General features: G+C 71.4%; 26 protein-coding genes. 12 read left to right on the top strand and 14 right to left on the bottom strand.

Annotation, left to right across the window (positions count from 1 at the left end):
• The first annotated feature begins 45 nt into the window (after positions 1-45).
• From QRY02_RS04755 to QRY02_RS04745, 3 genes are read left to right on the top strand one after another with little or no spacing between them, the layout of a single operon-like run.
• Positions 46-735, top strand: a complete 690-nt coding sequence (locus QRY02_RS04755; protein WP_285990268.1) for a response regulator — start codon at positions 46-48, stop codon at positions 733-735.
• A complete protein-coding gene (locus QRY02_RS04750; RefSeq protein WP_285990267.1) occupies positions 732-2141 on the top strand; it encodes an ATP-binding protein in 1410 nt (469 codons plus the stop codon). Before QRY02_RS04755 ends, QRY02_RS04750 begins: the two co-directional genes overlap by 4 nt.
• Positions 2138-2623 (top strand): hypothetical protein, encoded by a 486-nt coding sequence (locus tag QRY02_RS04745; RefSeq protein WP_285990266.1) that lies wholly within the window; start codon positions 2138-2140, stop codon positions 2621-2623. Before QRY02_RS04750 ends, QRY02_RS04745 begins: the two co-directional genes overlap by 4 nt.
• A gap of 28 nt (positions 2624-2651) precedes the next feature.
• On the opposite strand, the gene QRY02_RS04740 is transcribed toward QRY02_RS04745, so the two are convergent.
• Positions 2652-3242 carry an NADPH-dependent FMN reductase gene (locus tag QRY02_RS04740; protein WP_285990265.1) on the bottom strand — a complete coding sequence of 197 codons (591 nt, stop codon included), beginning with the start codon at positions 3240-3242 and terminating at the stop codon, positions 2652-2654.
• Between the two features lie 98 nt (positions 3243-3340).
• On the opposite strand from QRY02_RS04740, the gene soxR reads away from it, so the two are divergent.
• On the top strand, positions 3341-3820 hold the full coding sequence (gene soxR / locus QRY02_RS04735) for a redox-sensitive transcriptional activator SoxR (RefSeq protein ID WP_285993764.1): 480 nt from the start codon (positions 3341-3343) through the stop codon (positions 3818-3820).
• Here soxR and QRY02_RS04730 read toward each other — a convergent pair.
• The 3 genes from QRY02_RS04730 to QRY02_RS04720 all read right to left on the bottom strand — a co-directional run bounded on the left by QRY02_RS04730 (position 3808) and on the right by QRY02_RS04720 (position 5810).
• Positions 3808-4323, bottom strand: coding sequence for a mycothiol transferase (locus tag QRY02_RS04730; protein WP_285990264.1), 516 nt, complete (start codon positions 4321-4323; stop codon positions 3808-3810). The genes soxR and QRY02_RS04730 overlap by 13 nt on opposite strands.
• Positions 4324-4395: 72 nt before the next feature.
• A complete protein-coding gene (locus QRY02_RS04725) occupies positions 4396-5034 on the bottom strand; it encodes a hypothetical protein (RefSeq protein WP_285990263.1) in 639 nt (212 codons plus the stop codon).
• A gap of 2 nt (positions 5035-5036) precedes the next feature.
• Positions 5037-5810, bottom strand: coding sequence for a hypothetical protein (locus QRY02_RS04720; protein ID WP_285990262.1), 774 nt, complete (start codon positions 5808-5810; stop codon positions 5037-5039).
• Positions 5811-6074: 264 nt separating this feature from the next.
• Here QRY02_RS04720 and QRY02_RS04715 point away from each other — a divergent pair, with 264 nt between their 5' ends.
• Positions 6075-6818 carry an SDR family oxidoreductase gene (locus QRY02_RS04715; protein ID WP_285990261.1) on the top strand — a complete coding sequence of 248 codons (744 nt, stop codon included), beginning with the start codon at positions 6075-6077 and terminating at the stop codon, positions 6816-6818.
• Here QRY02_RS04715 and QRY02_RS04710 read toward each other — a convergent pair.
• On the bottom strand, positions 6815-7879 hold the full coding sequence (locus QRY02_RS04710; RefSeq protein WP_285990260.1) for an IS630 family transposase: 1065 nt from the start codon (positions 7877-7879) through the stop codon (positions 6815-6817). The two genes, QRY02_RS04715 and QRY02_RS04710, sit on opposite strands and share 4 nt — an antisense overlap.
• A 50-nt stretch (positions 7880-7929) precedes the next feature.
• Positions 7930-8358, bottom strand: a complete 429-nt coding sequence (locus tag QRY02_RS04705) for a DUF6314 family protein (protein ID WP_285990259.1) — start codon at positions 8356-8358, stop codon at positions 7930-7932.
• Positions 8359-8426: 68 nt separating this feature from the next.
• On the opposite strand from QRY02_RS04705, the gene recQ reads away from it, so the two are divergent.
• Positions 8427-10262 carry a DNA helicase RecQ gene (recQ, locus tag QRY02_RS04700; RefSeq protein ID WP_285990258.1) on the top strand — a complete coding sequence of 612 codons (1836 nt, stop codon included), beginning with the start codon at positions 8427-8429 and terminating at the stop codon, positions 10260-10262.
• 1 nt (position 10263) lies between these two features.
• Here recQ and QRY02_RS04695 read toward each other — a convergent pair whose 3' ends face one another.
• Positions 10264-10488, bottom strand: a complete 225-nt coding sequence (locus tag QRY02_RS04695; RefSeq protein WP_285990257.1) for an antitoxin — start codon at positions 10486-10488, stop codon at positions 10264-10266.
• Positions 10489-10808: 320 nt separating this feature from the next.
• Between QRY02_RS04695 and add the strand changes: the two genes are divergently transcribed.
• Positions 10809-11783 (top strand): adenosine deaminase, encoded by a 975-nt coding sequence (add, locus tag QRY02_RS04690; protein WP_285990256.1) that lies wholly within the window; start codon positions 10809-10811, stop codon positions 11781-11783.
• Here the strand turns inward: add and QRY02_RS04685 are convergent.
• Together QRY02_RS04685 and QRY02_RS04680 are read right to left on the bottom strand one after the other, a co-directional pair.
• On the bottom strand, positions 11761-13128 hold the full coding sequence (locus tag QRY02_RS04685) for a vWA domain-containing protein (RefSeq protein WP_285990255.1): 1368 nt from the start codon (positions 13126-13128) through the stop codon (positions 11761-11763). The two genes, add and QRY02_RS04685, sit on opposite strands and share 23 nt — an antisense overlap.
• Positions 13125-14006: an AAA family ATPase gene (locus QRY02_RS04680; protein ID WP_285990254.1), complete on the bottom strand. Its 882-nt coding sequence runs from the start codon at positions 14004-14006 to the stop codon at positions 13125-13127. The genes QRY02_RS04685 and QRY02_RS04680 overlap by 4 nt, the downstream gene beginning before the upstream one ends.
• A gap of 63 nt (positions 14007-14069) precedes the next feature.
• Between QRY02_RS04680 and mgrA the strand changes: the two genes are divergently transcribed.
• Positions 14070-15098, top strand: a complete 1029-nt coding sequence (mgrA, locus tag QRY02_RS04675; protein WP_285990253.1) for an L-glyceraldehyde 3-phosphate reductase — start codon at positions 14070-14072, stop codon at positions 15096-15098.
• 78 nt (positions 15099-15176) lie between these two features.
• Here mgrA and QRY02_RS04670 read toward each other — a convergent pair whose 3' ends face one another.
• Complete coding sequence (locus QRY02_RS04670) at positions 15177-16151, bottom strand: helix-turn-helix transcriptional regulator (protein WP_285990252.1); 975 nt, start codon at positions 16149-16151, stop codon at positions 15177-15179.
• Between QRY02_RS04670 and QRY02_RS04665 the strand changes: the two genes are divergently transcribed.
• Entirely contained in the window at positions 16141-17676 is a 1536-nt protein-coding gene (locus QRY02_RS04665; protein WP_285990251.1) for an MFS transporter, read from the top strand. The genes QRY02_RS04670 and QRY02_RS04665 overlap by 11 nt on opposite strands.
• Positions 17677-17771: 95 nt before the next feature.
• On the opposite strand, the gene QRY02_RS04660 is transcribed toward QRY02_RS04665, so the two are convergent.
• Positions 17772-18632 (bottom strand): SDR family NAD(P)-dependent oxidoreductase, encoded by an 861-nt coding sequence (locus QRY02_RS04660; RefSeq protein ID WP_285990250.1) that lies wholly within the window; start codon positions 18630-18632, stop codon positions 17772-17774.
• A 142-nt stretch (positions 18633-18774) separates the two neighbouring features.
• Between QRY02_RS04660 and QRY02_RS04655 the strand changes: the two genes are divergently transcribed.
• From QRY02_RS04655 to QRY02_RS04645, 3 genes are read left to right on the top strand one after another with little or no spacing between them, the layout of a single operon-like run.
• Entirely contained in the window at positions 18775-19440 is a 666-nt protein-coding gene (locus tag QRY02_RS04655; protein WP_285990249.1) for a TetR/AcrR family transcriptional regulator, read from the top strand.
• A gap of 16 nt (positions 19441-19456) precedes the next feature.
• Positions 19457-20326, top strand: coding sequence for a TIGR03564 family F420-dependent LLM class oxidoreductase (locus QRY02_RS04650; protein ID WP_285990248.1), 870 nt, complete (start codon positions 19457-19459; stop codon positions 20324-20326).
• Complete coding sequence (locus tag QRY02_RS04645) at positions 20323-20598, top strand: cyclic-phosphate processing receiver domain-containing protein (protein ID WP_285990247.1); 276 nt, start codon at positions 20323-20325, stop codon at positions 20596-20598. Before QRY02_RS04650 ends, QRY02_RS04645 begins: the two co-directional genes overlap by 4 nt.
• Here QRY02_RS04645 and QRY02_RS04640 read toward each other — a convergent pair.
• The 3 genes from QRY02_RS04640 to QRY02_RS04630 all read right to left on the bottom strand — a co-directional run bounded on the left by QRY02_RS04640 (position 20595) and on the right by QRY02_RS04630 (position 24655).
• Entirely contained in the window at positions 20595-21818 is a 1224-nt protein-coding gene (locus QRY02_RS04640; protein ID WP_285990246.1) for a PucR family transcriptional regulator, read from the bottom strand. The two genes, QRY02_RS04645 and QRY02_RS04640, sit on opposite strands and share 4 nt — an antisense overlap.
• Positions 21819-21953: 135 nt before the next feature.
• Positions 21954-22412 carry a (2Fe-2S)-binding protein gene (locus QRY02_RS04635; protein WP_285990245.1) on the bottom strand — a complete coding sequence of 153 codons (459 nt, stop codon included), beginning with the start codon at positions 22410-22412 and terminating at the stop codon, positions 21954-21956.
• Between the two features lie 11 nt (positions 22413-22423).
• Entirely contained in the window at positions 22424-24655 is a 2232-nt protein-coding gene (locus QRY02_RS04630) for a xanthine dehydrogenase family protein molybdopterin-binding subunit (protein WP_285990244.1), read from the bottom strand.
• Between the last annotated feature and the right edge of the window lie 15 nt (positions 24656-24670).

Raw genomic sequence — 24670 nt, 5'->3', positions numbered from 1 at the left:
TCCGCCCGGGTCGCCATGACGTGCGCTTTTCCGAATAATGGCGCCGTGGCCGAGGTACTGGTGGTAGAGGACGACGCGGCGGTGCGGGAGGGGCTGCAGCTGGCCCTGCGCAGGCAGGGGCACGTGGTGCACACCGCGGAATCGGGCGAGCTCGGCATCGAGGTGCTCGTGCGGCACCGGCCCGACCTCGTGGTGCTCGACCTGATGCTGCCCGGCATGGACGGCTTCGAGACCTGCCGCCGGATGCGTGCGGCCGGCCCGGTCCCGATCATCATGCTCACCGCGCGCAGCGACGACTTCGACGTCGTGGCCGGGCTCGAAGCGGGCGCGGACGACTACGTCGCCAAGCCGGTCGAGCCGCGGGTGCTGGACGCGCGGATCCGGGCGGTCCTGCGCCGGGCGGCCGTCGAACGGCCGGACGGGCCGGCGGCGGCCGAAGAACGGCACGGCGACCTGGTGATCGACCGGGCCGCGCTCGAGGTGACCAAGCGCGGCGCGCCGGTGTCGCTGACCCCCACCGAGCTGAAGCTGCTGCTGGAGCTCTCGCGCACGCCCGGGCAGGTGTACAGCCGCCAGCAGATCCTCTCCGCCGTGTGGGACCACGACTACCTCGGGGACTCCCGGCTCGTCGACGCCTGCGTGCAGCGGCTGCGCGCGAAGATCGAGGACGTGCCGGCGAAACCGGAGCACGTGCAGACGGTCCGGGGGTTCGGCTACCGGTTCGGCCGGTCGTGACGGCACCGCGGATCCGGTCGTGGCTCGCCGGGCTGCGGCCCCGGCTGGTGGCCGCCTTCGCGGTGATCATGATCCTCGGCGCCACCACCGCGGCGGGCGTGAGTTACGTCTTCGCGCGCCGGGCCATCCTGGAAGGCGTCCAGGACCAGACGATGCTGAAGCTGCGCGACCAGATCGTCGCGTACCTGCCCACGTTGTCGCTGCCACCCTCGCAAGGCACGCTCGACGCTTTCGCGACGGCACTCGAGTCCAGCAACGCCCTCGTCGTCTACCGGGACCTGCACTCGACTTCGGGCCTGTCGATCGACGACGTGCCGGGCGACCTGCGCCACGCCGTGGCCACCACCACCAACATCCAGTTCCAGCGCATCGACGTCCAGGGCTTCCCGCTGTTCTTCGTCGGTGTCCCGGTGCAGACCGGCAGCGGCCGGCCGAGCGGCCTCGAGGTCTACGCGATGACGCGGCTGACCGACCAGCAGGAAGCGATCGACGAACTGGCCCGCAACACCTTTCTGGTCTCCGCGCTCGTCCTGCCGCTCGCGGTCGGGGTCGCGCTGCTCGCGGCCCGGCAGGTGCTGCGGCCGGTGCGCGCGCTGAACACCGCGGCGAGCCAGCTCGGCCGCGGCCGGCTGGACGTGCGGCTGCGCGCCAAGGGGTCCGACGAGCTCGCGCAGCTGGTCACGACGTTCAACCACACCGCCGCCGAGCTGGAGCGCACGGTGGGCACCCTGCGCACGATGGAGGCCGACGCGCGGCGGTTCGTCGCCGACGTCTCCCACGAGCTGCGGACCCCGCTGGCGGCGATGAACGCGGTCACCGACGTCCTCGACGAGGACGCGGAGCAGCTGCCGCCGGACACCGCGGTCGCGGCGCGGCTGGTGTCGGCCGAGACACGGCGGCTGACCCGGCTGGTGCAGGACCTGATCGAGATCTCGCGGTTCGACGCCGGGCGGGCGGAGCTGCGCCGGGAGGAGCTGGACGTCGCCGCGGCGATCACCGACACCCTCGCCGCCCGGGGCTGGGAACCCGGGCCGGACCTGGTCACCGACCTGCCGCCGGGGGTCACCGCGGACCTCGACCGGCGGCGGCTCGACATCGTCGTGGCGAACCTGGTCGGCAACGCGCTGCGGCACGGCGCGCCGCCGGTCGAGGTGGCGCTGCGGAAGGAGCGCGGTGACCTCGTGCTGACCGTCACCGATCACGGTCCGGGGATCCCCGCCGAAGTGCTGCCGAAGGTTTTCGACCGCTTCACCAAGGCCGATTCCGCCCGCGCCCGGTCCGAGGGCAGCGGCCTCGGGCTGTCCATCGCGCGGGAGAACGCGCGGCTGCACGGCGGCGACATCGTCGCGGCCAACACCGGCACCGGCGCCCGGTTCGAGCTCCGCCTGCCCCGGGAGGCCTGGTGAAGAAACTCGTCGTCCTCGCGGCGCTGCTGCTGGTGAGCGCGTGCGGGATCAAGCCGACGCCGGTGCTGGCGGCGGGCCCGGCGCCGACCCTGCGGGACCCGGCGAGCGAGGGCCGCGGCACCGAGCTGATCCTCTACTTCGTCCTCGACGACCGGGTGACCCCGGTGGCGCGGCCCTCGGCCGGGGCGGCGGGCGTCGAGTCCGCGCTGACGATGCTGATGGACGGACCGTCCGCCGACGAGCGGGCCGGCGGCTACACGACGGCCCTCCCCCGCCGCTCCGGCGCGATCACCTCGACCCCCGGCCCGCCGACGACGATCACCGTCCCGTTCCCGCTGCGGCCGATCACCGGCGCCGGGATCAACCAGCTGGTCTGCACCGCGTTCGCGGCCCTGGCGGCCCAAGGCGGGTACGCGGCCAACGGCACCGTCGCCGTCGCCGGCCCGGACATCCTGCTGCCGTACCAGACGTGCCAGGGGTGAGCGCCGATGTCGACATGCCGCCAAAGCGTCAGCCGGGGTAGGGCCGCGCCGCGCGGGCCTCGGTCAGCGACCGGGCCCACCAGCCCAGCTGGTCGAGCATCGCCTTCGCCGCGACGCCCGCCGCGGCGTCGTTCGGCACGCCGTCGTCCCCAAACCGCGCCTGGGCGCCGTGGAAGCTGACCGTCTCGCGGATGGTCACCGCGTGCAGCTCGGCGAAGACCGCCCGCAGGTGCTCGACCGCGCGCAGCCCGCCCGAAATCCCGCCGTAGGACACGAAAGCGACCGGCTTGGCCCGCCACTCGGGCCGGTGCCAGTCGATGGCGTTCTTGAGCGAAGCGGGGTAGCTGTGGTTGTACTCCGGGGTGACGACGACGAAGGCGTCGGCGGCTTCGAGCCGCGGAGCCACCTTCGCGACTTCGGCGACGACCGTCGCGGACGGCGCGGCGCCGAAGGTCGGCATCACGAGCGGGAGATCGGGTTCGGCGAGGTCGACGACGTCGACTTCGAAGCCGCCGTGCGCCTCCGCGACGCCGGCGAGCCAGTCCGCCACCACCGGCCCGAACCGTCCTTCCCGGACACTTCCCACGATCACCGCGACCCGGATCGGCGCTTCCGACACACTTCCTCCTTGACACGTAGGCATTGCTGCTCTCCGCACCAGAGTGGGACTTCAAGTCCACTTGAAGTCAAGCGTGTCACTGTGGTTGGGTGTCGACCATGGTGAACGCCACGACCCGGACACTGCCCGACCTGACGGTCGGCGAACTCTCCCGGCGCAGCGGGGTGCCCGCGTCGGCCCTGCGGTTCTACGAAGACGAAGGCCTCATCCGCAGCCGCCGCACCGCGGGAAACCAGCGGCGCTACCGCCGGGACACGCTGCGGCGGGTGACGTTCATCCGGATGTCCCAGCGGGTCGGCATGCCGCTGTCGAAGATCCGGGAAGTGCTCGGCCTGCTGTCCGACGACCGCACGCCCACCCGCACCGACTGGGCCCGGATCTCCCGCTGCTGGCAGGACGACCTCACCGCGCGGATCCGGCAGCTGGAACAGCTGCGCGACCAGCTGGACGACTGCGTCGGCTGCGGCTGCATGTCACTGGCCAAGTGCCGGCTCGCCAACCCGGGCGACCGGCTCGGCGCCGACGGCCCCGGGCCGCAGCGCCTCGCCGACCACCGCGGGGACGGCTACGAAGACTGACGCTCCAGCAGGCCGCGGACGTACATCGCCTGCCCGGCGTGCTGGATGTCGTCGTCGAGGACGCTGATCAGGCGCACGCCCAGCGACACCGGCGGGTCCCAGGCCTCGTCGACGATCCGGTCGAGGTCCGGCTCGCCGAGGCCGGTGACGAACCGGACGGTCTGCTCGTGCACGGCGTCGTAGTAGCCGGTGAGCAGGTCCGGTTCGTCGACGCGGACCGCCTCGACGTCGGCCGGGCGGTGGCCGTAGCCGGTGTCACCGGCCGGGAACGGGAGGCCGAACCGGGCGAGCCAGTCCTGGCCGGTCCACACCTGCTCCGTCCCGGCCACGTCGGCGACGTGGTCGTCCTGGACCCGGCTCAGGTGCCACACCAGCCAGGCGATCGAGTTGGCCTCGTCGTCCGGCCGGGTCCCGAGCTGCGCGGCGGTGAGTCCCCCCACCGCCGCGTGCACCGTGCCCTGGACCCGGCTGAACCCCTCGACGAGCAGATCGGCCACGTTCATCCGGCTGCCTCCCGTTGCTGACGCGTTTCCCGGCAGTGCTACCCGATCATGCCCGCCGGCAAACGGCGCCCGCTACCGCGGCAGCAGCTGGTCGAAGAACGAGCGGTAGCGGCGCAGCGCGATCCGCAGCTCCTCGGTGGCCGGTTCGCCCTGCTGCCACTGGGCTTCCAGGTCGCTCTTGTGCTCGGCGAAGGTGGTGGCCAGCGCGCTGATCACGGCGGCGACGAGCTCGTCGGCCTGCCGCACCGCCTGCTTCGGGTCGTCGACGAAGCCGACCTGGACGTTCTGCCAGCGGTCCCGGAACCCGGTGATCTTGTCCTCGTCGATCAGCTCCGGCGTCTCGACGTCCTCGTCGGCCGACGCGGCGGGCGTCTCCACGTCGCCACCCGATCGGGCGGGCGTCTCGACGTCGCCGCCGGATTCGGCAGGTGCCTCCACGTCCCCGCCCGATTCGGCGGGCGTCTCCACGTCCCCGCCCGAGCCGTAGGAGGTGGTGGTGTCGTCGGCGTCGTGCCGCCCGGCCGAAGCCAGGTCGGCGGTGCTCAGGTTCTGGTCGTCGTCGGCGGTGTCCGGTTCGCGGAAGTCGGCCCGGTCCTGGCCGGGGACATCGGTGGTGCTGTCACCGGAGTAGCCGCCGGTCTCGTGCACGTCCTCACGCCCCGTCAGGTCCCGGTCGTCCTCGGCGTCGTGCCGCGTCAGGTGCTCGGTCATGGTCAACGTCCTCCATTCCACTCGGTCCGCGGGTTCGCGGACGCCTGGCGCTCGGTCTCGTGACGGTCCGTCTCGTGACGTTCGGTGTCGTGACGGCCGGTCTCGTGGCGGTTGCTGTCGTCACGGCCGGTGTCGCGGCGATCGGTCGCACGCTGCTCGGTCCGGTCGTGGTCGTGCCCGCTGTGGTCATGCCCGCTGTGGTCGTGCCCGTTCCGGCGGTCGTGGTGGTCGTGCCGCTCGTCGTCGTCGGCACCGTCGGTCAGCAGGTCCTCGACCACCGTGCGGTAGCGCACCATCGCGTCCCGCAGGTCCTCAGTGGACGCTCCGTCCCGCTTCTGCTGCGTGGCGTGCGCGGCCCGGTAGTTCTCGAGGGTCTTGGCGTGCCGCACGGAAAGGTCGGCCACCTGCTGCTCGTAGCCTTCGGTCGGGTACCCGCGTTCGGCCATCAGCGAGTTCAGGACCTGGTCGGCCTCGGCGACCGCGGCGGACGGCTGGTCGACGAACTTTTCCTGTACCTGCGCCCATTCCCGGGCGTAGCGCTCGCGGGCCGACGCCGAAAGCGGCCGGATGTCGAGCTCCTTGTGCCGGCGTTCCCGCTCGGCGAGCTCTCGCTGCGCGGCCCGGGGGCTGTCCTTCTCCGCGACCGTGCGGTCGTACTCGGGACCGAACCGCTGCTGCAGTCGTTTTCGTTGCATTTCTTGCGTCACCAGCCAGATCACGGCGCCGAGCACCGCGACGGCCACGACGACGATCAAGACGATCAGCCATGTGGGCATCGCTCAAACTCCTTCAAGGAATGTCAAGCCCCCGTGCGTCCGGTGTTCCCTGATTACCTCGCCCGAAAACGGGCACGGGACTCCCGACCTCGGGATTCGGCCGTCCGGCGGCGCCGATACGGCCGGATGCCCGCGCCCCGCACGGGGAAGGTAACGGTGATGACACAGCGTAGCTAGCAGCGCTATCAGCATTGTGGTATCGTTGATAACAGCTCGAGTGAACCGGCGGCCACCGATGCCGCCCGGACCGGAAAGAAGGAACCGATGAGCACCCCCACCGAGTCCCGCGTCGCGATCGTCACCGGCGGCTCCCGCGGCATCGGCCGCCAGGTCGCCGAGCGCCTGGCCGCCGACGGCATGGCGGTCGTCGTCAACTACGCGGGCAACGAGAAGGAGGCCACGGCCACCGTCGAGGCCATCGGCGCGCGCGGTGGCCGGGCGATCGCGGTCCGCGCCGACGTGGCCGACCCGGCCGCGGTCGCGGAGCTGTTCGACACCGCGGAACGCACGTACGGCGGCGTGGACGTCGTCGCCCACCTGGCCGGCGTGATGAACCCGCCGACCCCGATCGCCGACACCGACTTCGACGTCCTCGACCGCGTGCACCGCACCAACATCCGCGGCACGTTCGCGGTGGCCCAGCAGGCCGCGCGGCGGGTGCGCGACGGCGGCGCGGTGATCACCACCTCGACGTCGGTGCTCGGGCTGAACCTGCCCGGCTACGGCGTCTACAACGCGACGAAGGGCGCGGTCGAAGCGATCACCATGATCCTGGCCCGCGAGCTGCGCGGCCGCGACATCACCGTGAACACGGTCGCGCCCGGCCCGACCGCGACCGCGCTGTTCCTCGACGGCAAGGACGAGGAGACCATCGCCCGGATGGCCAAGCAGCCGCCGCTCGAGCGGCTCGGGCAGCCGGAGGACATCGCCGAGGTGGTCGCGTTCCTCGCCGGCCCGGCGCGCTGGGTGAACGGCCAGGTGCTGCGCGCGAACGGCGGCATCGTCTAGTGTCGCGCGTCTGAAGTTCGTTGCCGGGTGGCGTGGGGCAGGATCTCGTCGGCGGTCTTGGTCCAGGTGAACGGGTGGCAGCGGTCGTTCCAGCCGTTGATGAAGGCCCGGATCGCGGTGACGAGCTGTTTGACGTTGTCGAAGGATCCGCGGCGGATGGCCTGGCGGGTGATGATGCCGAAGAAGACTTCGACCAGGTTCAGCCAGGAGCCCGAGGTGGGCGTGAAGTGCAGCGTGATCCTCGGGTTCCTGGCCAGCCAATTCTTGATGTCGGCGTGCTTGTGGGTGTGGTAGTTGTCCAGCACGACGTGTAGTTCGCGGCGCGGGTAGGCCTTGGCGACCTTCTTGAGGAAGTCGAGGAACTCGGCTTTGCCGTGGCGGTCGTAGCACTGGTCGGTGACTTTCCCCGTCGCCGTCTCCAGTGCTGCGAACAAGGTCGTGGTCCCGTTGCGTTTGTAGTCGTGGGTGGCTTTCTCCGGCAGCCCCGGGCGCAGCGGCAGCATCGGCGCGGTGCGGTTGAGCGCCTGGATCTGGGACTTCTCGTCCACGCACAGCACCACCGCTTTCTCGGGCGGGTTCAGGTACAGCCCGACCACGTCCCGGACCTTGGCTTCCAGTTCCGGGTCGGTGGAGAACTTGAACGTCTCCTGCCGCCACGGCTGCACGTGATATCTGCGCCACGCCCTGGCCACGGTCGCGTCGCCGACACCCAGGTGGCGGCCCAAAAGCCGGCTTGACCAATGCGTGACCGCCAATGCCTCCGGCGGCGGCTCGAGGGTGGCCGCGATGATCCCGGCATCGTCCACGGTCTTCGGTCGCCCGGGCCGAGGCTCGTCATCCAACCCCGCCAAGCCACGCTCGGCGAACCGGTCACGCCACTTGATCACCGTCGGACGAGAAACCCCGTACAGCCGAGCCGTGCCCGCCGTTCCATGCCCGTCCGCGACCGCCAGCACGATCCGGGCCCGCTCGACATGACTGGCCCGGATCGCCCGCGACCGTGTCCACGACTCCAACACCGCCCGGTCCTCGCAACTGATCACCAAACCCGACGAAGGCATGACCCATCATCGCAAACCCACAGCCGTAAACCAATTAACGACGCGTGACACTAGCGGGTGAACCGGCTGACGATGACGTGGTCCTTCGCCGGCCCGCGCATGGCCCACTCCTGCCGCCACCGCGCGGCGCCGGTCACGCGGTACTCGCCGCGGTAAAGGTCGGCTCGGCAGGGGTGGTCCGCCGTCCAGTGGCCTTCGCGCAGGTCGAGGTCGTGGAAGAAACCGCCGTGGTCGAAGTGGACCGACGCCCGGCCGGGACCTGCCGGGCGGTAGTGCAGGGTCCGGGTGACCGGTCCGGTGTGGCCGCCGAGCCGCAGCCGGCCCTCCTCGTGGTAGACGAGGACGCCGCCGGCCTCGGTGAAGGTGGCCGTCCCGGTCACCTCGCCCGCCGGGTCGCCGTCCGCGGTACGGATTTCCCGGTCGAGGCGCCAGACACCGGCGAAATACGCGGAGAGATCGGGAACCGGCCAGTACTGCACCCGCCCATTCTCGCACCCCGCGGCGGGGCGGACCGGAACTGTCGGACCCCCGCTCTATAGTCGGGCGGGTGGCAGAGACCGACCTCGCACCCGCGTCCGACGCGCTGGAGACCCTCCGGCGCGTGTTCGGCTACGACAGCTTCCGCGGCGAACAGGCGGCGATCGTCGAGCACGTGATCGCCGGCGGCGACGCGCTCGTGCTGATGCCCACCGGCGGCGGGAAGTCGTTGTGCTACCAGATTCCCGCGCTCGTGCGGCCCGGCGTGGGCGTGGTGGTCTCGCCGCTGATCGCGCTGATGCAGGACCAGGTCGACGCGCTGCGCAACGCCGGTGTCCGCGCCGGTTTCCTCAACTCCACCCAGGACTACGCGGCGCGGCAGGAGGTGGAGACGGCGTTCCTGAACGGCGAGCTCGACCTGCTCTACCTGGCGCCGGAACGGCTTTCGGTCGAATCCACCGTGCGGCTGCTCGACCGCGGCAAGATCTCGCTGTTCGCGATCGACGAAGCGCACTGCGTCGCCCAGTGGGGCCACGACTTCCGGCCCGACTACCTCCGGCTCTCGGCGCTGCACGAGCGGTGGCCGGACGTGCCGCGGATCGCGCTGACCGCCACCGCGACCGAGGCCACGCACCAGGAGATCGCCGCCCGGCTGAACCTCGGCGAGGCGCGGCACTTCGTCGCGAGCTTCGACCGGCCGAACATCCAGTACCGGATCGTCGGCAAGAACTCGCCGCAGCGGCAGCTGCTGGAGCTGCTGCGCACCGAGCACGCCGGTGACGCGGGAATCGTCTACTGCCTGTCCCGGAACTCGGTGGAGAAGACCGCGGAGTTCCTGGTGCAGAACGGGATTCCGGCGGTGCCCTACCACGCGGGGCTCGACGCGCGCACCCGCGCGAAGCACCAGTCGCGGTTCCTGCGCGAGGACGGGCTGATCGTGGTCGCGACGATCGCGTTCGGGATGGGCATCGACAAACCGGACGTCCGGTTCGTCGCGCACCTCGACCTGCCGAAGTCGGTCGAGGGCTACTACCAGGAGACCGGCCGCGCCGGGCGTGACGGCCTGCCGTCGACCGCCTGGCTCGCGTACGGGCTGCAGGACGTCGTCCAGCAGCGCAAGATGATCGACACGTCCGAGGGTGACGAGGCCCACCGGCGGCGGCTGGGCGCGCACCTGAACGCGATGCTCGCGCTGTGCGAGACGGTCGAGTGCCGCCGCGTGCAGATCCTCAACTACTTCGGGCAGCAGGCCGGCCCCTGCGGCAACTGCGACACGTGCCTGAACCCGCCGGAGAAGTGGGACGGCACGATCCCGGCGCAGAAACTGCTGTCGACCGTCGTGCGGCTGCGCAACGAGCGGCGCCAGAAGTTCGGCGCCGGCCAGGTCATCGACATCCTGCTCGGCAAGTCCACGCCCAAGGTCACGCAGTTCCAGCACGACACGCTCAAGACGTTCGGCATCGGCACCGAGCTGCGCGAGCCGGAGTGGCGGGCGGTGGTGCGGCAGCTGCTCGCCCAGGGCCTGCTCGCCGTCGAAGGCGACTACGGCTCGCTCGTGCTCACCGAGACGAGCGCGGAGGTGCTGGGCGGCGATCGCCAGGTGCTGCTGCGCCGCGAACCCGAGCGGGCGGCCGCCGCGAAGGTCCGTACGGCGCGGAAGACCGCCGCCGCGGTGGAGATGCCCGCGGAGGCGGCCCCGCTGTTCGAACGCCTGCGGGCTTGGCGGGCCGGCGTCGCGAAGGAACAGGGCGTGCCCGCCTACGTCGTCTTCCACGACGCGACCCTGCGCCAGATCGCCACGCAACGACCGGCGTCGCTGGCGGATCTGGGCACGGTCAGCGGCGTCGGGGAGAACAAGCTCGCCAAGTACGGCGAGGGACTCCTGGAGGTCCTGACCGCCGGATGACTTACCGGCCGGTGGCCGTCCCCGGGTGGCCCGGCTGTCCGGTCACCGAGTTGACCTTGCGGACCGCGCCGGCGATCTGCTGGTGGTACTTGCCCTTGGTCTTGTCGTCGACGAACTTCGCGGCCTTGCCGACGGCCTGGTTCACCTTTTCGGGGTTCTTCTTGGCGTACGCGCGGGCCGCCCCGGCGGCGCCGGCCAGCATGGTCAGCTTCTTCATCAGAGGCACGGTGGCCCTCCCTCGTCGGTTGCGGTCATCCTGACAACGCGGACGAACCACCCGGAGGTTCCCCGTGTGACGAGGGCCAAAACCTGGGCTCGCCGCGGCCGGCCCCGGAAACCCGCGTGATCAGAGCCGGACTTCACGTGATCAGGACCGTAACTCGCGTGATCAGAGCCGGAACTCGCGTGATCAGGACCGGAACTCGCCGGATCCGGGTTCGATCACGCGAGTTACGGGTTCCGTCACGTGAGTTACGGGTTCGATCACGCTCGGCGCGGTGGAAATTGCCGCGCGGACCGCCGCCGCGCGGCTCTAGGCTCGCGATCATGCGCGACCTGGCCGCCCTGCCGAAGGCCCACCTGCACGTCCACCTGGAGAGCACGATCCGGCCCGCCACGCTCCGCGAGCTGGGCGAGGCGAACGGAGTCGACGTCCCGGGCGAGCCCCCGGTCTTCGACGGCTTCCGCGCCTTCGCCGACCACAACGCGCTGATCCGGTCCTGTCTGCGGCGTCCGGAAGACTTCGAACGCATCGCGCGCGAGTACTGTGAGGACGAAGCCGCCCAGGGCACGCGCTACGCCGAAATCACCTTCACCGCGGCCTCGCACGGGGAACGGCTGGGCGACCCGGAAATGCCCTTGGTGTCCGTCCTCAACGGACTTTCGCGGAGCACGGACCTGGCGTGGCGGCTGCTGCTCGACCACTCCCGGCGCCGGTCGGTCGAGCGGGCCGAGCGCACCCTCGACCTCGCGCTGAAGTACGACGAAGTCTTCGCGATCGGCATGGCGGGCGAGGAAAACCACTCACTCCGGCCGTTCGCGACGCTCTTCGAGAAGGCCCGCGCGGCCGGCATCCACCTGCTGCACCACACCGGCGAAGACGCCGGGCCCGACAGCATCCGCGAGGCGCTCGAAGTGGGCCGCACGGAACGGCTCGGCCACGGCATCCGCGTCCTCGACGACCCCTCGCTGGTCGCGGAAGTGCGTGAGCGCGGCCTGGCCCTGGAGGTGTGCCCGTCGTCGAACGTGACGCTGGGGCTGGTGCCGTCGCTGCCCGAGCACCCGCTCCCCCGCCTGCTCGACGCGGGCCTGACGGTCACGCTCAACACCGACGTCCCGTCGGTCACCGGCGCCGGCCTGGCCGAGGAGTACGCCCGGGTGCAACGGGCGTTCGGCTACGACGACACCACGATGGCGGACTTCGCCCGCGCGAGCGTCACGGCGTCCTTCGCGCCCGAAGCGACCAAAACGGCCATGCTGCGCGGCATCGACGCCTGGCTCACACCGGCAGCAGGCGGGTGACCAGCGTGCCGAGCTGGTGCACCGTGCGGCACTCGTGCATCGCCACGACCTCGGCGTACTCCAGCGCCGCCGAGTCCCCCGTCGACCACAGCGACCGGCGCTCGGGGTTCAGCCAGTAGACGTGCCGCGCACGGGCCTTGATCTCGCGGACGGCGTCGAGGTTGGGGTCGCCGCCGTTGGTGCGGGCGTCGCCGAGGATCAGCACCGACGTCCGCGGGCCGACCGCGTCCAGCCAGTTCTCGGTGAACTGCCGCAGCGAGCCGCCGTAGTCGCTGTGGCCGTCCCAGCGCACCAGCGCCGCTTCGGCCAGCATGCGCGCGCCCAGGTGCTCGGGGTCGGCCGCGCCGGTGGTGACCAGGTGGGTGACCTCGTCGGTGCTGTCGACGAAGGCGAACACGCGGATCTTGCTGAACTGGTCGCGCAGTGCCTGCACCAGCAGCATGGTGAAGTTCGCGAATCCCGCGACAGAACCGGAAAGGTCGCACAGCAGCACGATTTCCGGTCGTCCGGGGCGCCGGTGGCGGTAGACCGGGCGCAGCGGCACGCCGCCGGTCGAAAGCGACCGGCGCAGCGTGCGGCGCAGGTCGATCTGCCCGCGCGTGGTCCGCTTGCGGCGGGCGGCCAGGCGCGTCGCCAGCTTGCGGGACAACGGCTGGATGGTGCGCCGCAGCTCCGCGAGCTGGGTGCGGCTGGCGATGAGGAAGTCGACCCGGTCGGGTGAAGGGGCGATGGCGTGCTTGGCGACGCGTTCGCGGCCGCGGACCTCGGCCGCGCGGCGCCGCGCCTCCGTGCGGACCTGCCCGCGGAAGCCTTCGACGCGGCGGCGGATCTCGTCGCGGTCGAGCCGGTCGGTGAACTCGCCGCGCGCGCCGCCGCCGCGGACCGCGGCCAGCACCCGGGCGATCAGCGTCTGCGGCTGGAGCCGCTCGAGGGTCTGGTGGGCGGAGAAGCCACCGCCCGGGCCCGACGCCGAGCCGTACTGGCCCAGCATGTCGACGGCGAGGCCGGCGAGCTGGGACAACGCCTGCCGATCGCCGTCGGCGAGCGCGGCGGCCAGCTCTTCACGCAGTTCCTCCAGCGTCGACGGCTGCTCTTCACGGGCCCGCTCGGGGGCGCCGATCCCCGCCGGGAAGTAGAGGTCGAAAGCGGCGTCGAAGACCGCGCGCTGCCCGCCGCGCCGGACCAGCGCCGCGGCCAGGCCCTCGCGGACCAGCTCGCGGTCGTCGAAGCCGAGCACCTCCAGCGCCGCGGCGGCGTCGACCGTCTCGGCGGGGCCGGCCGGGATGCCCTGGGCGCGCAGTGCCTTGACGAACGCGGCGAGCCGCTCCGGCACGCCGCCGGTCACGATGCGTCCAGGACCTGTTCGAGCTTCAGGCCGGCACCGGCCTTGGCGATGTCGTCCTGGTGCTTGAGCACGACGCCGAGGCTGTCCCGCACGACCCGCTCGTCCAGCGTCGAAGCGCCGAGCGCGAGCAGGGTGCGCGCCCAGTCGATGGTCTCCGCGACCGACGGCAGCTTGCGCAGGTCCATCGCCCGCAGCGCGGCGATCACCCGGACGACGGAATCGGCGAGAGCGGCGTCGATCCCCGGGACCTTGAGCCGGACGATGTCGCGTTCGAGGTCCTCGTCCGGGAAGTCGATGTGCAGGAACAGGCACCGGCGGCGCAGCGCCTCGGACAGCTCGCGCGTGGCGTTGGACGTCAGCACGGCGAACGGCGCGCGCGTGGCGGTGATCGTGCCGAGTTCGGGCACGGTGACCTGGAAGTCGCCGAGCACCTCCAGCAGGAGACCTTCGACCTCCATGTCGGCCTTGTCGGTCTCGTCGATCAGCAGCACGGTCGGCTCGTCCGAGGAGATCGCGGTGAGCAGCGGGCGGCGCAGCAGGAACTCCTCGCCGAAGATGTCGGTGCGGGCGTCCTCCCACGTCTCGTCGCGGCCGGCGGTGATCCGCAGCAGCTGCTTCGCGTGGTTCCACTCGTACAGCGCGCGGGCCTCGTCGATGCCCTCGTAGCACTGCAGGCGCACCAGCCGTGAGCCGCTGACCTGGGCGACGGCCTTGGCGAGCTCCGTCTTGCCGACCCCGGCGGGGCCTTCGACCAGCAGCGGCTTGCCGAGCCGGTCGGCGAGGAACACGGTGGTCGCCACGGCCGTGGACGCCAGGTAGCCCGCCTCGGCCAGCCGGGCCGACACGTCGTCGACCGAGGTGAAGAATCCGGTGCCCACCACGTGCCTCCTAAGCGGTCGCTCACCCGGAGCGTACCGGAAGAGCGGGCTAGCATCGGCCGCGTGACCTACGTTGCCGCTTCCGGCCGATACGACTCGATCCCCTACCGGCGCTGCGGGCGTTCCGGGCTCAAACTGCCCGCGATCTCGCTCGGGCTGTGGCACAACTTCGGCCACGACCGGCCCCTGGAAACCCAGCGCGCGATCACCCGCCGCGCCTTCGACCTGGGCATCACGCACTTCGACCTGGCCAACAACTACGGCCCGCCCTACGGCTCGGCGGAGGAGAACTTCGGCCGGCTGCTGGCCACGGACTTCAAGCCCTACCGCGACGAGCTGGTGATCTCCACCAAGGCCGGCTACGACATGTGGCCCGGCCCGTACGGCGAGTGGGGCTCCCGCAAGTACCTGCTGTCCTCCTTGGACCAGTCGCTCGGCCGGCTGGGCCTGGACTACGTCGACATCTTCTACTCCCACCGCTTCGACCCCGAGACGCCGCTGGAGGAGACCGTCGGGGCGCTCGACGCGGCCGTCCGCGCCGGGAAGGCGTTGTACGTCGGGATCTCGTCCTACAGCTCCGAGCGGACGGCCGAGGCCGCGCGGCTCCTGCGGGACCTCGGCACGCCGCTGCTGATCCACCAGCCGTCGTACTCGATGCTCAACCGCTGGATCGAGGAGGACGGCCTCCTCGACACCCTCGAAGAGGCGGGCGCGGGCTGCATCGCGTTCTCCCCGCTGGCGCAGGGCCTGTTGACGGACAAGTACCTGAAGGGCGTCCCGGCGGACTCCCGCGCGGCGCAGGGCAAGTCCCTCGACCCGGACACCCTCGACGAGGACCGGCTGGGCCGGGTCCGCGCGCTCGACGGCATCGCGAGCCGCCGCGGGCAGTCGCTGGCGCAGCTGGCCCTGGCCTGGGCCCTGCGCGACAGCCGGGTGACCTCGGTGCTGATCGGCGCGAGCAGCGTCCGGCAGCTCGAGGACAACGTCGGCGCGCTCGGCAACCTCGAGTTCTCGTCCGAGGAGCTGACCGAGATCGACGGCCACGCGACCGACGCGGACATCAACCTCTGGAAGCGTTCCTCGGACGCCTGAGCCGGGGCCCGGCATGACTGACGCCCCCGGTCGCTTCCATGCTCCGGGGGCGTCGCCCTGCTGCCGATCGTATCGATGTCACCTGTCCGGGTGCCTGAGTCCTTCGTCGATGCGGGTGCACAAGGAGCGCAGTGCCTGCCTGAGTTCTGCCGGTCGGATGTCCGTGACGTCGGCGTCGAAGGTGAGGAGCAGTCCCGCCAGTCCTGCCCATGACCACGCGCCGAGCGTGAGCCGGCAGCTGGAGTCGGTGTGGTGTTCGACCGTCGATCCGCCGGGGGCGAACCGGGCGACGACGGGCGCCGGTAACGCGACGAGCGCCGACCCGCGGCATGGCCATTCCGCCGGGGTGTCGCCGCGGTCGTGCGTGCCCATGACGAATGCGACGGGATCGCCGTGCGGGACGTCGCGGCGGTCGAAGGTTCTTCCCGTGGGCATGCGTGGTTCGAAGCGGTCGATGCGGATCGCGCGCCATCGGTCCGCGTCCGGTTCGAACGCGACGAGGTACCACCGTGCCGCCCACACGACGAGGGCGTGTGGTTCCAGCGTGAGCGTCGCCAATTCGTCCTCGCCGGTGTAGTCCACGCGAACGAGGTGCTGCCGGTTGATCGCGCCACCGATGACGCGGATGATCTCGGCATCGATGGGCGCCGCGGGGAACTCCCAGTAGTTGCGCGCCGCGGAGACGGTGAACGCTTCGGCGTGCACACGGCTGCGGGCGGGCATCGCCTGCTGCAGCGTGGCGAGGGCGCGTGCCGAGTTCTCGCGGATGCCGTGCAGGATCGTGGGGACGGTCTGGAGCGCGACAGCTGCCGCGACAGCCTGGTCCTCGTCGAAGACGACCGGCGGCAAGCGGGTGGCGCGGCCGAGCCGGTAACCGCCGCCCGCTCCGCGCACGGCCTCGATCTCGTACCCGAGCTCTCTGAGCGTGTCGACGTCGCGCCGCACGGTCCGCACCGACGCCCCGAGCCGGGTGGCGAGCTCCTCGGCGGTCAGGGTCGCGCCGACCCCGAAGATCGACAGCAGCTTGAGCGTCCGCGCGGAGGTGGCAGCCATCGCTCATCCCCTCACCTCAAGCGGTCACTCGGTGGCAACTATATCCGCCACGGTGGCCGGCATGACCGCTTCACAGACTTCTCGAGAGGGCGCCTCGGCGCCCGTCTCCGGCACCGGCGCGAGCGTCGCCCTTCTGGTGGTGCTCTTCGGTTCCTTCATGGACCTCCTCGACGCGACGATCGTCACCGTCGCGGCCCCGGCGATAGCTCGTGACCTGGGGGCCGGCGACGCTCAGATCCAGTGGACGATCGCCGCCTACGTCCTCGCCCTGGGCGCGGGCCTGATCACCGGCGGACGGCTCGGTGATCAGTACGGCCGCAAGCGCCTGTTCACGATCGGGCTGACCGGGTTCATGCTCGCCTCCGCACTCTGCGCGCTGGCCGCCGATCCGGGAATGCTCATCGGCATGCGCGCCGCGCAAGGACTGACCGCGGGGATCATGGTCCCGCAGGTGTTCGGGATCATCCGGGCCTCCTTCGCCCCGGGCGAGCGTGCCAAGGCGTTCGGCGCCTACGGGGCGGTCCAGGGGCTCGCTTCGGTCGCCGGCCCGCTGCTGGGCGGGCTGCTCGTCGACAGCGACCCGTTCGGTCTGGGCTGGCGCACCATCTTCTGGATCAACGTGCCTGTCTCGATCCTGGCGCTCACCATCGGCGCGAAGGCCTTGCCGGAGTCCCGCTCCACTTCGACCGCGCGGCCGGACCTCCTGGGCGCGCTGCTCGCGGCCGCGGGCAGCGTGCTCCTGCTGCTGCCGATCATCCAGACCGAGACCTGGGGATGGACCTGGGCCAGTTACGCCCTCCTCGCCGCCGGAATCATCGTGCTGGCGATCTTCCTCGCCTACGAGCGCCGCCTCGCCCGACGCGGGAACGAACCCGTCTTCGATCCGGCCCTGCTCCGGATCCGCGCCTTCACGATCGGCCTGAGCGCATCCGTGCTCTTCTTCGGCGGCATCGGATCGTTCTTCCTCACCCTGTCGGTCTACCTCCAAAACGGCACCGACCGCACGGCGTGGGAGACCGGCCTGGTGATCCTGCCCTACGCGCTCGGCTCGATCGTCACTTCAGGACTCGGCGTCGCTCTCGCCGCCAAGGCCGGACGAGCTCTGCTGATCACCGGCTCGCTCACCATCGCGGCATCCCAGCTCATCCTGTGGGCGATCGTCAGGGACGGCACCGATCCCGGATACTGGCACCTTGCCCTCGCCCTTTTCCTCGGCGGCCTCGGGCTCGGTCTTGCCGCCCCCATCCTCGTCAACGTCGTCCTCACCGGCATCCCCGGACGCAACGCAGGCGCCGCCGGCGGCGTGCTCTCCACCGTCAACCAGATCGGCGGCGCCATCGGCATCGCCGTGCTCGGCACGGTCTTCTTCACCACCGTCACCGGATCGACGACCGACGCACCGGGACTGGCCGGCCACGGTCACGCGCTCAGCGTCGTCCTCGTCGTCTCCGCGGTGCTCTACGTCATGGCGGCACTCGTGATGCTCGCGCTCCCGAAGGCCACGGCCGGGCATGTCGACCAGTGAACCCGCGCCGAGGGGATGCGCAGCCCCGGACGAGATCAGTCCGTCAGGACGGCGTTTCCTGCGTGTCCGGATGGGAGCGCCCCCCGTTTTCCACGCTACCGGTCGGCACCGACAGTTTCGGTGTCGCCGCCTTGGGCCTCCGCGGACAGGTCCTGCCACTCGTCCCAGGTCGCGAGCCGGTCCTCATAGGCCTGCCGGATCATCGGGTGGAAGCCCTGCCCGAAGAGGACCCGCAGGGGCGGGTGGGCGGCGTCGACGACCTTGAGCAGGGCCAGGGCGGCGGCGGCCGGGTCGCCGGCGGGCTGCTTGCCGGCGACCTCGGCGAGCCGGCGGCGGAGCCCGTCGTAGACCGGGCTGGTCTCGGCGACGTGGCCGTTGGCCAGGGGATCCGGGTTCTTGCCGCCGCGGGTGGCGAAGCCGCCCGGTTCGATGATCGTGACCTTGACGCCGAAGTCGGCGACCTCCTTGGCCAGGGTTTCGTTCAACGCCTCGATCGCCCACCTCGACGCCTGGTAGGCCCCGCCGAGCGGCATGGCGATGATCCCCGCGGCCGACGACAGCTGGATGAAGTGACCGGCGCCCTGTTCGCGCAGCACGGGCAGGGCGGCCTGGATGACCCACACCGGGCCGAACACATTGGTCTCCAGCTGGGCGCGCAGTTCCGCCTCGGTCAGCTCCTCGATGGCGCCTATCTGCGCGTAGCCGGCGTTGTTCACGACGACGTCCAGCCGCCCGAAGTGCTCGGCGGCCCGCTTCACGCTCTCGAAGACGGCGGCCTTGTCGGTCACGTCCATCTCCAGGGGCAGGATCGCGTCGCCGTAGGCGGCGACGAGTTCGCCGAAGCTCTCGGTGGACCGCGCGGTGGCGGCCACCCGGTCGCCGCGCCCCAGGGCGGCCTCGACGAAGCAGCGGCCCAAGCCGCGCGACGAACCCGTGACGAACCAGACTTTGCTCATGGTGTTTCCCGTTCTCCGCATCGACATCCGATCGCCCACAGGACACCGGCGGGCGGACCCCCGTGACAGGGCGCCGTCGTGACACCGATCACCTAGGCATCGACGTTTGACCAAATTTCTCATTTGGTCATACGATGGCGGCATGCCACCCGCCGAAGACCGGGCCGAGCGCGCCGAGCGGATCCTCGACGCGGCCGCCGAGCTGCTGCTGCGCGCCGGTTACCGCCGCACGACGATCGAAGACGTCGCCGGGCGGGCGGACGTCGGCAAGGGGACCGTCTACCTGCACTGGAAGAACCGCGAGGAGCTGTTCCTCGCCGTCCTGCTCCGCGAATCCGTCCGGGCTCTCGAAGACCTGGTCAGCGCCCTCGAAGCCGATCCGCTCGCCGCCCGGCTCTCGCGGCTGACCGAAATCCAGTACGCCAACGTGCTGCGGCGCCCGCTGCTGCGGGCCGGGTACGCCGACGACGCCGACACGCTCGGCAAGCTGCTGCCCAAGCTGCACGGCAAGCTGGATCCGCGCCACGCGGAAGCCTTCGTCGAGTACCTGGAACTGCTGGCGTCGAACGACCTGCTGCGCACCGACCGGCCGGTCCGCGAACTCGTCGTCGCCTTCCAAGCCGTGCTGCACGGCTTCCTCGGCCGCACTCCCCCGCCCGAGCCCGCCCTGATCGCCGACGTCGTCGCGCACGCCTTCGAGCCGCTCGCGGTGTCGACGAGGCAGCTGCGTGCCGTGGCACCTCGGGCACTGGCGCTGTTCACCGAAGCCGTCGCGCTCGACCGCAAACAGCTCGAACGCGCGTACTGAACCCCTGGAGGGCCTCGTGCACACCGGAATCCTGATCGACGAACTCGGTGTCGGCTTCGACGCCGTCACGAACCAAGCCCGCGAGGCGGCGAAGCTGGGCTACGGCACGCTGTGGGTGGCGCAACGCGGCGGCTGGGACGCGCTCACGGCGCTGCCCGCGCTCGCCGCGGCCGCCCCCGGCGTCGGGCTGGGCACGTGCGTCGTGCCGACGTACTCGCGGCACCCGATCACCATGGCCGCACAGGCACTGACGGTGCAGGCGGCGGCCGGGGTGCCGGTCCACCTCGGCGTCGGGCTGAGCCACAAGCACATCGTCGAGGGCGAGTTCGGCTACTCCTACGACCGCCCGATCCGCCACCTGCGCGAGTACCTGGAGGCGTTGAACCCGTTGCTGCGCGGGGAAAAGGCCGACGTCCACGGCGAGTCGCTGACGGCCGCGGGGGCGGTGAACGCACCCGGCGCGGAGCGGCCCGCGGTGCTGGTCGGCTCGGTGAGCCCGCAGTCGACGCGCCTGGCCGGCGAACTCGCCGACGGCGTGATCACGACCTGGGCCGGCCCGAAGGCGATCGGCGAGTTCGTGGTGCCCGCGCTGGGGCGGGCGGCCCGGGTGGTCTCCGGCCAGCTGATCTGCGTGACGTCCGAAGTGGACGAACGACGGCAGTGGCTCGAGGAGACCTACGGCGGAGCGGCGAACATTCCGGCGTACCGCGCGATCCTCGACCGCGACGGCCACGAGCGGATCTCGGACAGCGCGATCGTCGGCGACGAGGAAACCGTGCGCCGCCAGGTGAAGTCCCTCGAGGACGCGGGCGCGACGGAACTGCTGGTGATGCCGTTCGGCTCGGCGGAGGAGCAGGCCCGCACCCGCGAACTGCTGGCCGCGTGAACCGCCTCTGGGTCGACGACCTGCGCCCGGCCCCGGACGGCTGGACGTGGGCGAAGACGAGCGCCGAGGCGATCGCCCTGCTCGGCGACGGCGGCTTCGAGGCGATCTCCCTGGACCACGACCTCGGTGGCGACGACACGACCCGCCCGGTGGTGCGCTGGCTGTGCGAACACGACCGCTGGCCGGCCGAAGTGCGCGTCCACACGGCCAACCCGGTCGGCCGCGAGTGGCTGACCGGGATGGCGCGGCGGTACGGGCCCGGGGTCCGCTAGCGCGGCGCCGGCAGGTGGGCCGCCTCCGGGAACAGGTTCAGCGCCCGCAGTGCCGCGCCCAGCTCGGCGATGTCCGCCGGGTTCGTCAGCGATCGGCCGAGTTCCTCCGTGATCCGCTTCAGGCGGTGGCGGATCGTGTTGGGGTGGCAGAACATCCGCTCCGACGTCAGCTTCGTCGAACCCTGGCAGTCGAACCACGCGCGCAACGTCAGCAGCAGCACGTTGCGGTCGTCGCCCGGGAGGTCCAGGACCGGCTGGAGCACGTGGTGGGCCAGCTGCACCGAGGCCTCCGGGGCGCTGGCCACCAGACCGGCCAGCGGCGACTCGGTGAACTGGACCAGCCCGGGCGTCCCCGGCGTCATGCTCGACAGCGCCACCCGGGCCAGGTGCAGCGCGCGGGCGGTGTTGCCGAGGCCGGTGAACACCGGGCTGATCCCGACCCGGCCCACCGGGTGCTCGCGGACCAGGTCGACGATCGCCGGAGCCGCCGCGGGGTCGCGCAGGGACACCACGCCGACCTGGAGGTCCGGGGTCAGCCGCCACGCCGAGGCGTGCTGGAGCGCACGCAGCCGGGCCTCGACCTGCGGCAGCGGCTCCTGGCCCAGCCGCGGGGTTTCCGCCGCGACGACGACGAACGTCCCGTCCAGGGACAAGTCGAGCACGCGGGCGATGTCCCACAACGTGCCCTCGGTCGCGGCGCCCCCCGCGAACAGCGCCTCCACCAGCGCCGAACGCCGGTTCTGGTGCGCCACCACGACCTCCGTCGTCGTGTCCCGGTAGGCCGTGGTGAGGGCTTCGGCGAGGTCGTCGATCAGCGCCCAGATCGCCGTGGTCGCCGCGACCAGCCCGGCGAGGTCCTGCGCACCGGCGGTCAGCTCGACGAACCGGTGCCAGACCTCGGTGAGCCCGATCCGGTAGGCCCGCAGCAGCTCCGGCAGCGGCGCGCCCTGCAGGGCGCGGGCCCGGCCGGTCGCGCGGGCCTGGGACAGGTCCGGCACGTCCGAGCCGCGCAGCGTGCGCATCACGTGCTCGAGGTTGGCGCGCACCGAGTTCCGCAGCTCGGCGTGCGTGACGAACCTGGCATCGGCGTAGACCGGCATCTCGGCGCGGATCTGCCGCACGGTGCTCTCGACGAGTTCCGGCAGCTTCCGCTCGACCTCGGCGGCGAGGACGGCGACGCGCGGGGCGAGCCCGTCGGACAGAAGCGCCTGGTAGTGCATGGTGGCCTCCGGTCCCCGGCCTCCTCGTCGAGGTCCGAGACCGACATCTAACCCGAACGAGCCCACCACGTCCGGGTGAACTTGCTACAGGAACCGCGAATGCGGAGGTTCTTTTGTCGAACCTCCGCATTCGCGTCAGGCCATCTTCGCGGCCGCGCTCTTGATCGCCTCCCGGATCCGGAAGTAGGTGCCGCAGCGGCAGACGTTCTGGATGGCGTCGATGTCCGCGTCCGTCGGGTTCTTCGTCTTCTTCAGCAGCGCCACCGCCGCCATGATCTGGCCGGGCTGGCAGTAGCCGCACTGCGCGACGTCCTGCTCGAGCCAGGCCTCCTGGACCGGGTGCAGGTCGTCGCCGTCGGCCAGGCCCTCGATCGTGGTGACCTCCCGCCCGGCGCACTCCGACACCGGCGTGACGCAGGGGTTGAACGCCTCGCCGTCGAGGTGGCTGGTGCAGGCCTTGCAGACGTTGATGCCGCAGCCGTACTTCGGCCCGCGGACCTTGAGCTTGTCGCGCAGTGCCCACAGCATCGGCAGGTCGGCGGGCGCGTCGACGGTGACGGTCTTCCCGTTCACCACGAAGGTGTAGTTCGGCATGGGGGCTCTCCTCAGCGCGGGAACGGGTCGAAGTCGACCGGGAAGGTGATCGGGAGGCTGCGGGGCTTGATCCCGGTCGCCCGGGCGTAGGCGTTGGCGATCGCGCCGACCGGGGCCGGCAGGCCGAGCTCGCCCGCGCCGCCGATGTCCGACCCGGTGGCCGGCATGACGTGCACGGTGACGTCGGCCGGCGAATTCTTCTGCCGCGCGTAGTGGAACTGCGAGTAGCTGCCCTCCAGCGGCAGGCCCTTGTCGATGTGCAGGCCCGCGGTCAGCGTCGTGGAGATCGCGTCGGTCAGGCCGCCGAGCATCTGCGCCTGGATCCCGCGCGGGTTCACCGGCTTGCCGACGTCGACCGCGATGGTCGCCTTCGTGACGCGCGGGTGCTTCGGGTCGCGCGCGTCCAGCTCGACCAGGCAGGCGGTGTAGGACTTGTACTCGCCGTGGACCGCGATCCCCTGCGCGAACCCGGCGGGCATCTTCTTGCCCCACTCGCCGAGCTCGGCGACCTTGTCGAGCACCGCGCGCTGGCGTGCCTCCTTGATGAACTCGCGCCGGAAGGCCACCGGGTCCTTGCCGAGCTTCGCGGCGATCTCGTCGACCATGATCTCTTCGGCGCCCCGGGTGTTCGCCGAGTAGACCGACCGCCACGCCGAAGTGTGGAACTTCAGCGGGACCTCGTTGAGCAGCTGCGTGGTGACGCCGAAGTTGTACGGCGACTTGACGGTCAGCAGGAACACCGTCTGCGCGAAGCTCAGGTTGCCGCCGACGGGCAGCTTCGCCGCGAACGCCGTGAGGATTTCGCCGAGCCCGTGGCTCCAATCGGTTTCCACGCTGGCGACGCGGTGTTCGAACGTCAGCACCTGCCCGAGCGCGAAGGTCGCGCGGATGCGGTGGTAGCTCGCCGCGCGCCCGCGGCCGTGGCGCATGTCGTCGATGCGGCTCCACATCAGCCGGACGGGCTTCTTCATCGCCTTCGAGATGTGCGCGGCTTCGAGGGCGGCGTCGAAGAACAGCCGCCGCCCGAACGACCCGCCGCCCTGCTGGACGTGCACGGTGACCTTGTTCTCCGGCAGCCCCAGTTGCTGGGCGATGGTCTGCTTCGCCACGATCGGCGACTTCAGCCCGGCCCAGATGGTCGCGCTGTCCTCGCGCACGTCGGCGACCGCGGAGTTCGACTCCATCGGCGCGTGGCTGACGAAGGCGAAGTCGAACTCGCCGTCGACGTACTGCGTCAGCAGCGGCGGCACCACGAACGGCAGCGCCGCGGCCCGCAGCTTCTTCTTGATCGTCTCGTCGTCCTCGCCGTCGACCGTGCCCGGGCCCCACGTGACGTCGAGGGCGTTCTTGCCGTCGAGGGCCTGGCCGAAGGTCTCGGCCATCACCGCGACACCGGTCTTCACGACGGCGATGTCGATGATCCCGGGCATGGCCCGGACGGCGGCCTCGTTGTTCACCTTCCGCACCGTGCCGTTGATGGTCGGCGGCCGCCGCACCATCACCGGGTTGGCGCCGGGGACGTCGAGGTCGAGCGTGTAGACCTGCTCGCCGGTGACCATCGCGCGGGCGTCCCGGCGCGAGGTCGGCGTCCCGACCAGGGTGTGCGCCGACTCGGCTTTCGGCTGCACCGCCCCGATCGCCAGGCCGGACCGCGACGCGGGCCCGGCGAGCACGCCGTAGGAGGCGTTGCGCCCGTCGGGCGCCCACACCGCACCGTCGCGTGTGGACAGCCGCGACGCGTCGGTCCCCCACTGCGCCGCGGCCGCGGCGACCATCCGGGCGCGGGCGGTCGCCGCGGTGGCGCGGACCGGGTCGTAGAGCGAGCGCATCGTGTTGGACCCGCCGGTGAGCTGGTTGAACAGCAGCTCGGTGCGGGCGTCGGAGAGCACGACGTCGACCCGGTCGAGCGGCAGGTCCAGTTCCTCGGCGACGAGCATCGCGTTCGCCGTGGTGATGCCCTGGCCGACCTCGGCGCGCGGCAGCTGCAGCCGCGCCCGGCCGTCGGTGGTGATTTCGAGGACGAGCATCCCGGCGGTCGGCACGCAGGAGAGCGTCAGCACGTCACCGAGGTCGAGGATCTCCGCGGGCTGCGGCAGGGTCGGGATGACGGCTTCGGCGGTGGCCGGGGCCACCGCGTCGGCGGTGAGCTTCGTGGCGACGGTGAGCGTGGGCGCGGCGACCAGGTAGGTCAGGAAGCGGCGGCGGCCGACCTGCCCGGGCTGTTCGGTGGTGGGACGGGCCATCGGGGATCCCTTTGC

It is taken from the genome of Amycolatopsis sp. DG1A-15b, from assembly GCF_030285645.1.
In the GTDB taxonomy this organism is placed as follows: domain Bacteria; phylum Actinomycetota; class Actinomycetes; order Mycobacteriales; family Pseudonocardiaceae; genus Amycolatopsis.
Note: the sequence above shows the minus strand (reverse complement) of the source record. Positions and strands in the feature narration are given on the sequence as shown.

Coding starts and splice junctions, on each gene's coding strand:
- QRY02_RS04670 (WP_285990252.1), bottom strand. CDS start 16,151: ATGGCTGCCACCTCCGCGCGGACGCTCAAGCTGCTGTCGATCTTCGGG.
- QRY02_RS04720 (WP_285990262.1), bottom strand. CDS start 5,810: ATGCCCACATGGCTGATCGTCTTGATCGTCGTCGTGGCCGTCGCGGTG.
- soxR (WP_285993764.1), top strand. CDS start 3,341: ATGGTGAACGCCACGACCCGGACACTGCCCGACCTGACGGTCGGCGAA.
- QRY02_RS04710 (WP_285990260.1), bottom strand. CDS start 7,879: ATGCCTTCGTCGGGTTTGGTGATCAGTTGCGAGGACCGGGCGGTGTTG.
- QRY02_RS04640 (WP_285990246.1), bottom strand. CDS start 21,818: ATGCACTACCAGGCGCTTCTGTCCGACGGGCTCGCCCCGCGCGTCGCC.
- QRY02_RS04635 (WP_285990245.1), bottom strand. CDS start 22,412: ATGCCGAACTACACCTTCGTGGTGAACGGGAAGACCGTCACCGTCGAC.
- QRY02_RS04715 (WP_285990261.1), top strand. CDS start 6,075: ATGAGCACCCCCACCGAGTCCCGCGTCGCGATCGTCACCGGCGGCTCC.
- add (WP_285990256.1), top strand. CDS start 10,809: ATGCGCGACCTGGCCGCCCTGCCGAAGGCCCACCTGCACGTCCACCTG.
- QRY02_RS04725 (WP_285990263.1), bottom strand. CDS start 5,034: ATGACCGAGCACCTGACGCGGCACGACGCCGAGGACGACCGGGACCTG.
- QRY02_RS04630 (WP_285990244.1), bottom strand. CDS start 24,655: ATGGCCCGTCCCACCACCGAACAGCCCGGGCAGGTCGGCCGCCGCCGC.
- QRY02_RS04655 (WP_285990249.1), top strand. CDS start 18,775: ATGCCACCCGCCGAAGACCGGGCCGAGCGCGCCGAGCGGATCCTCGAC.
- QRY02_RS04730 (WP_285990264.1), bottom strand. CDS start 4,323: ATGAACGTGGCCGATCTGCTCGTCGAGGGGTTCAGCCGGGTCCAGGGC.
- QRY02_RS04660 (WP_285990250.1), bottom strand. CDS start 18,632: ATGAGCAAAGTCTGGTTCGTCACGGGTTCGTCGCGCGGCTTGGGCCGC.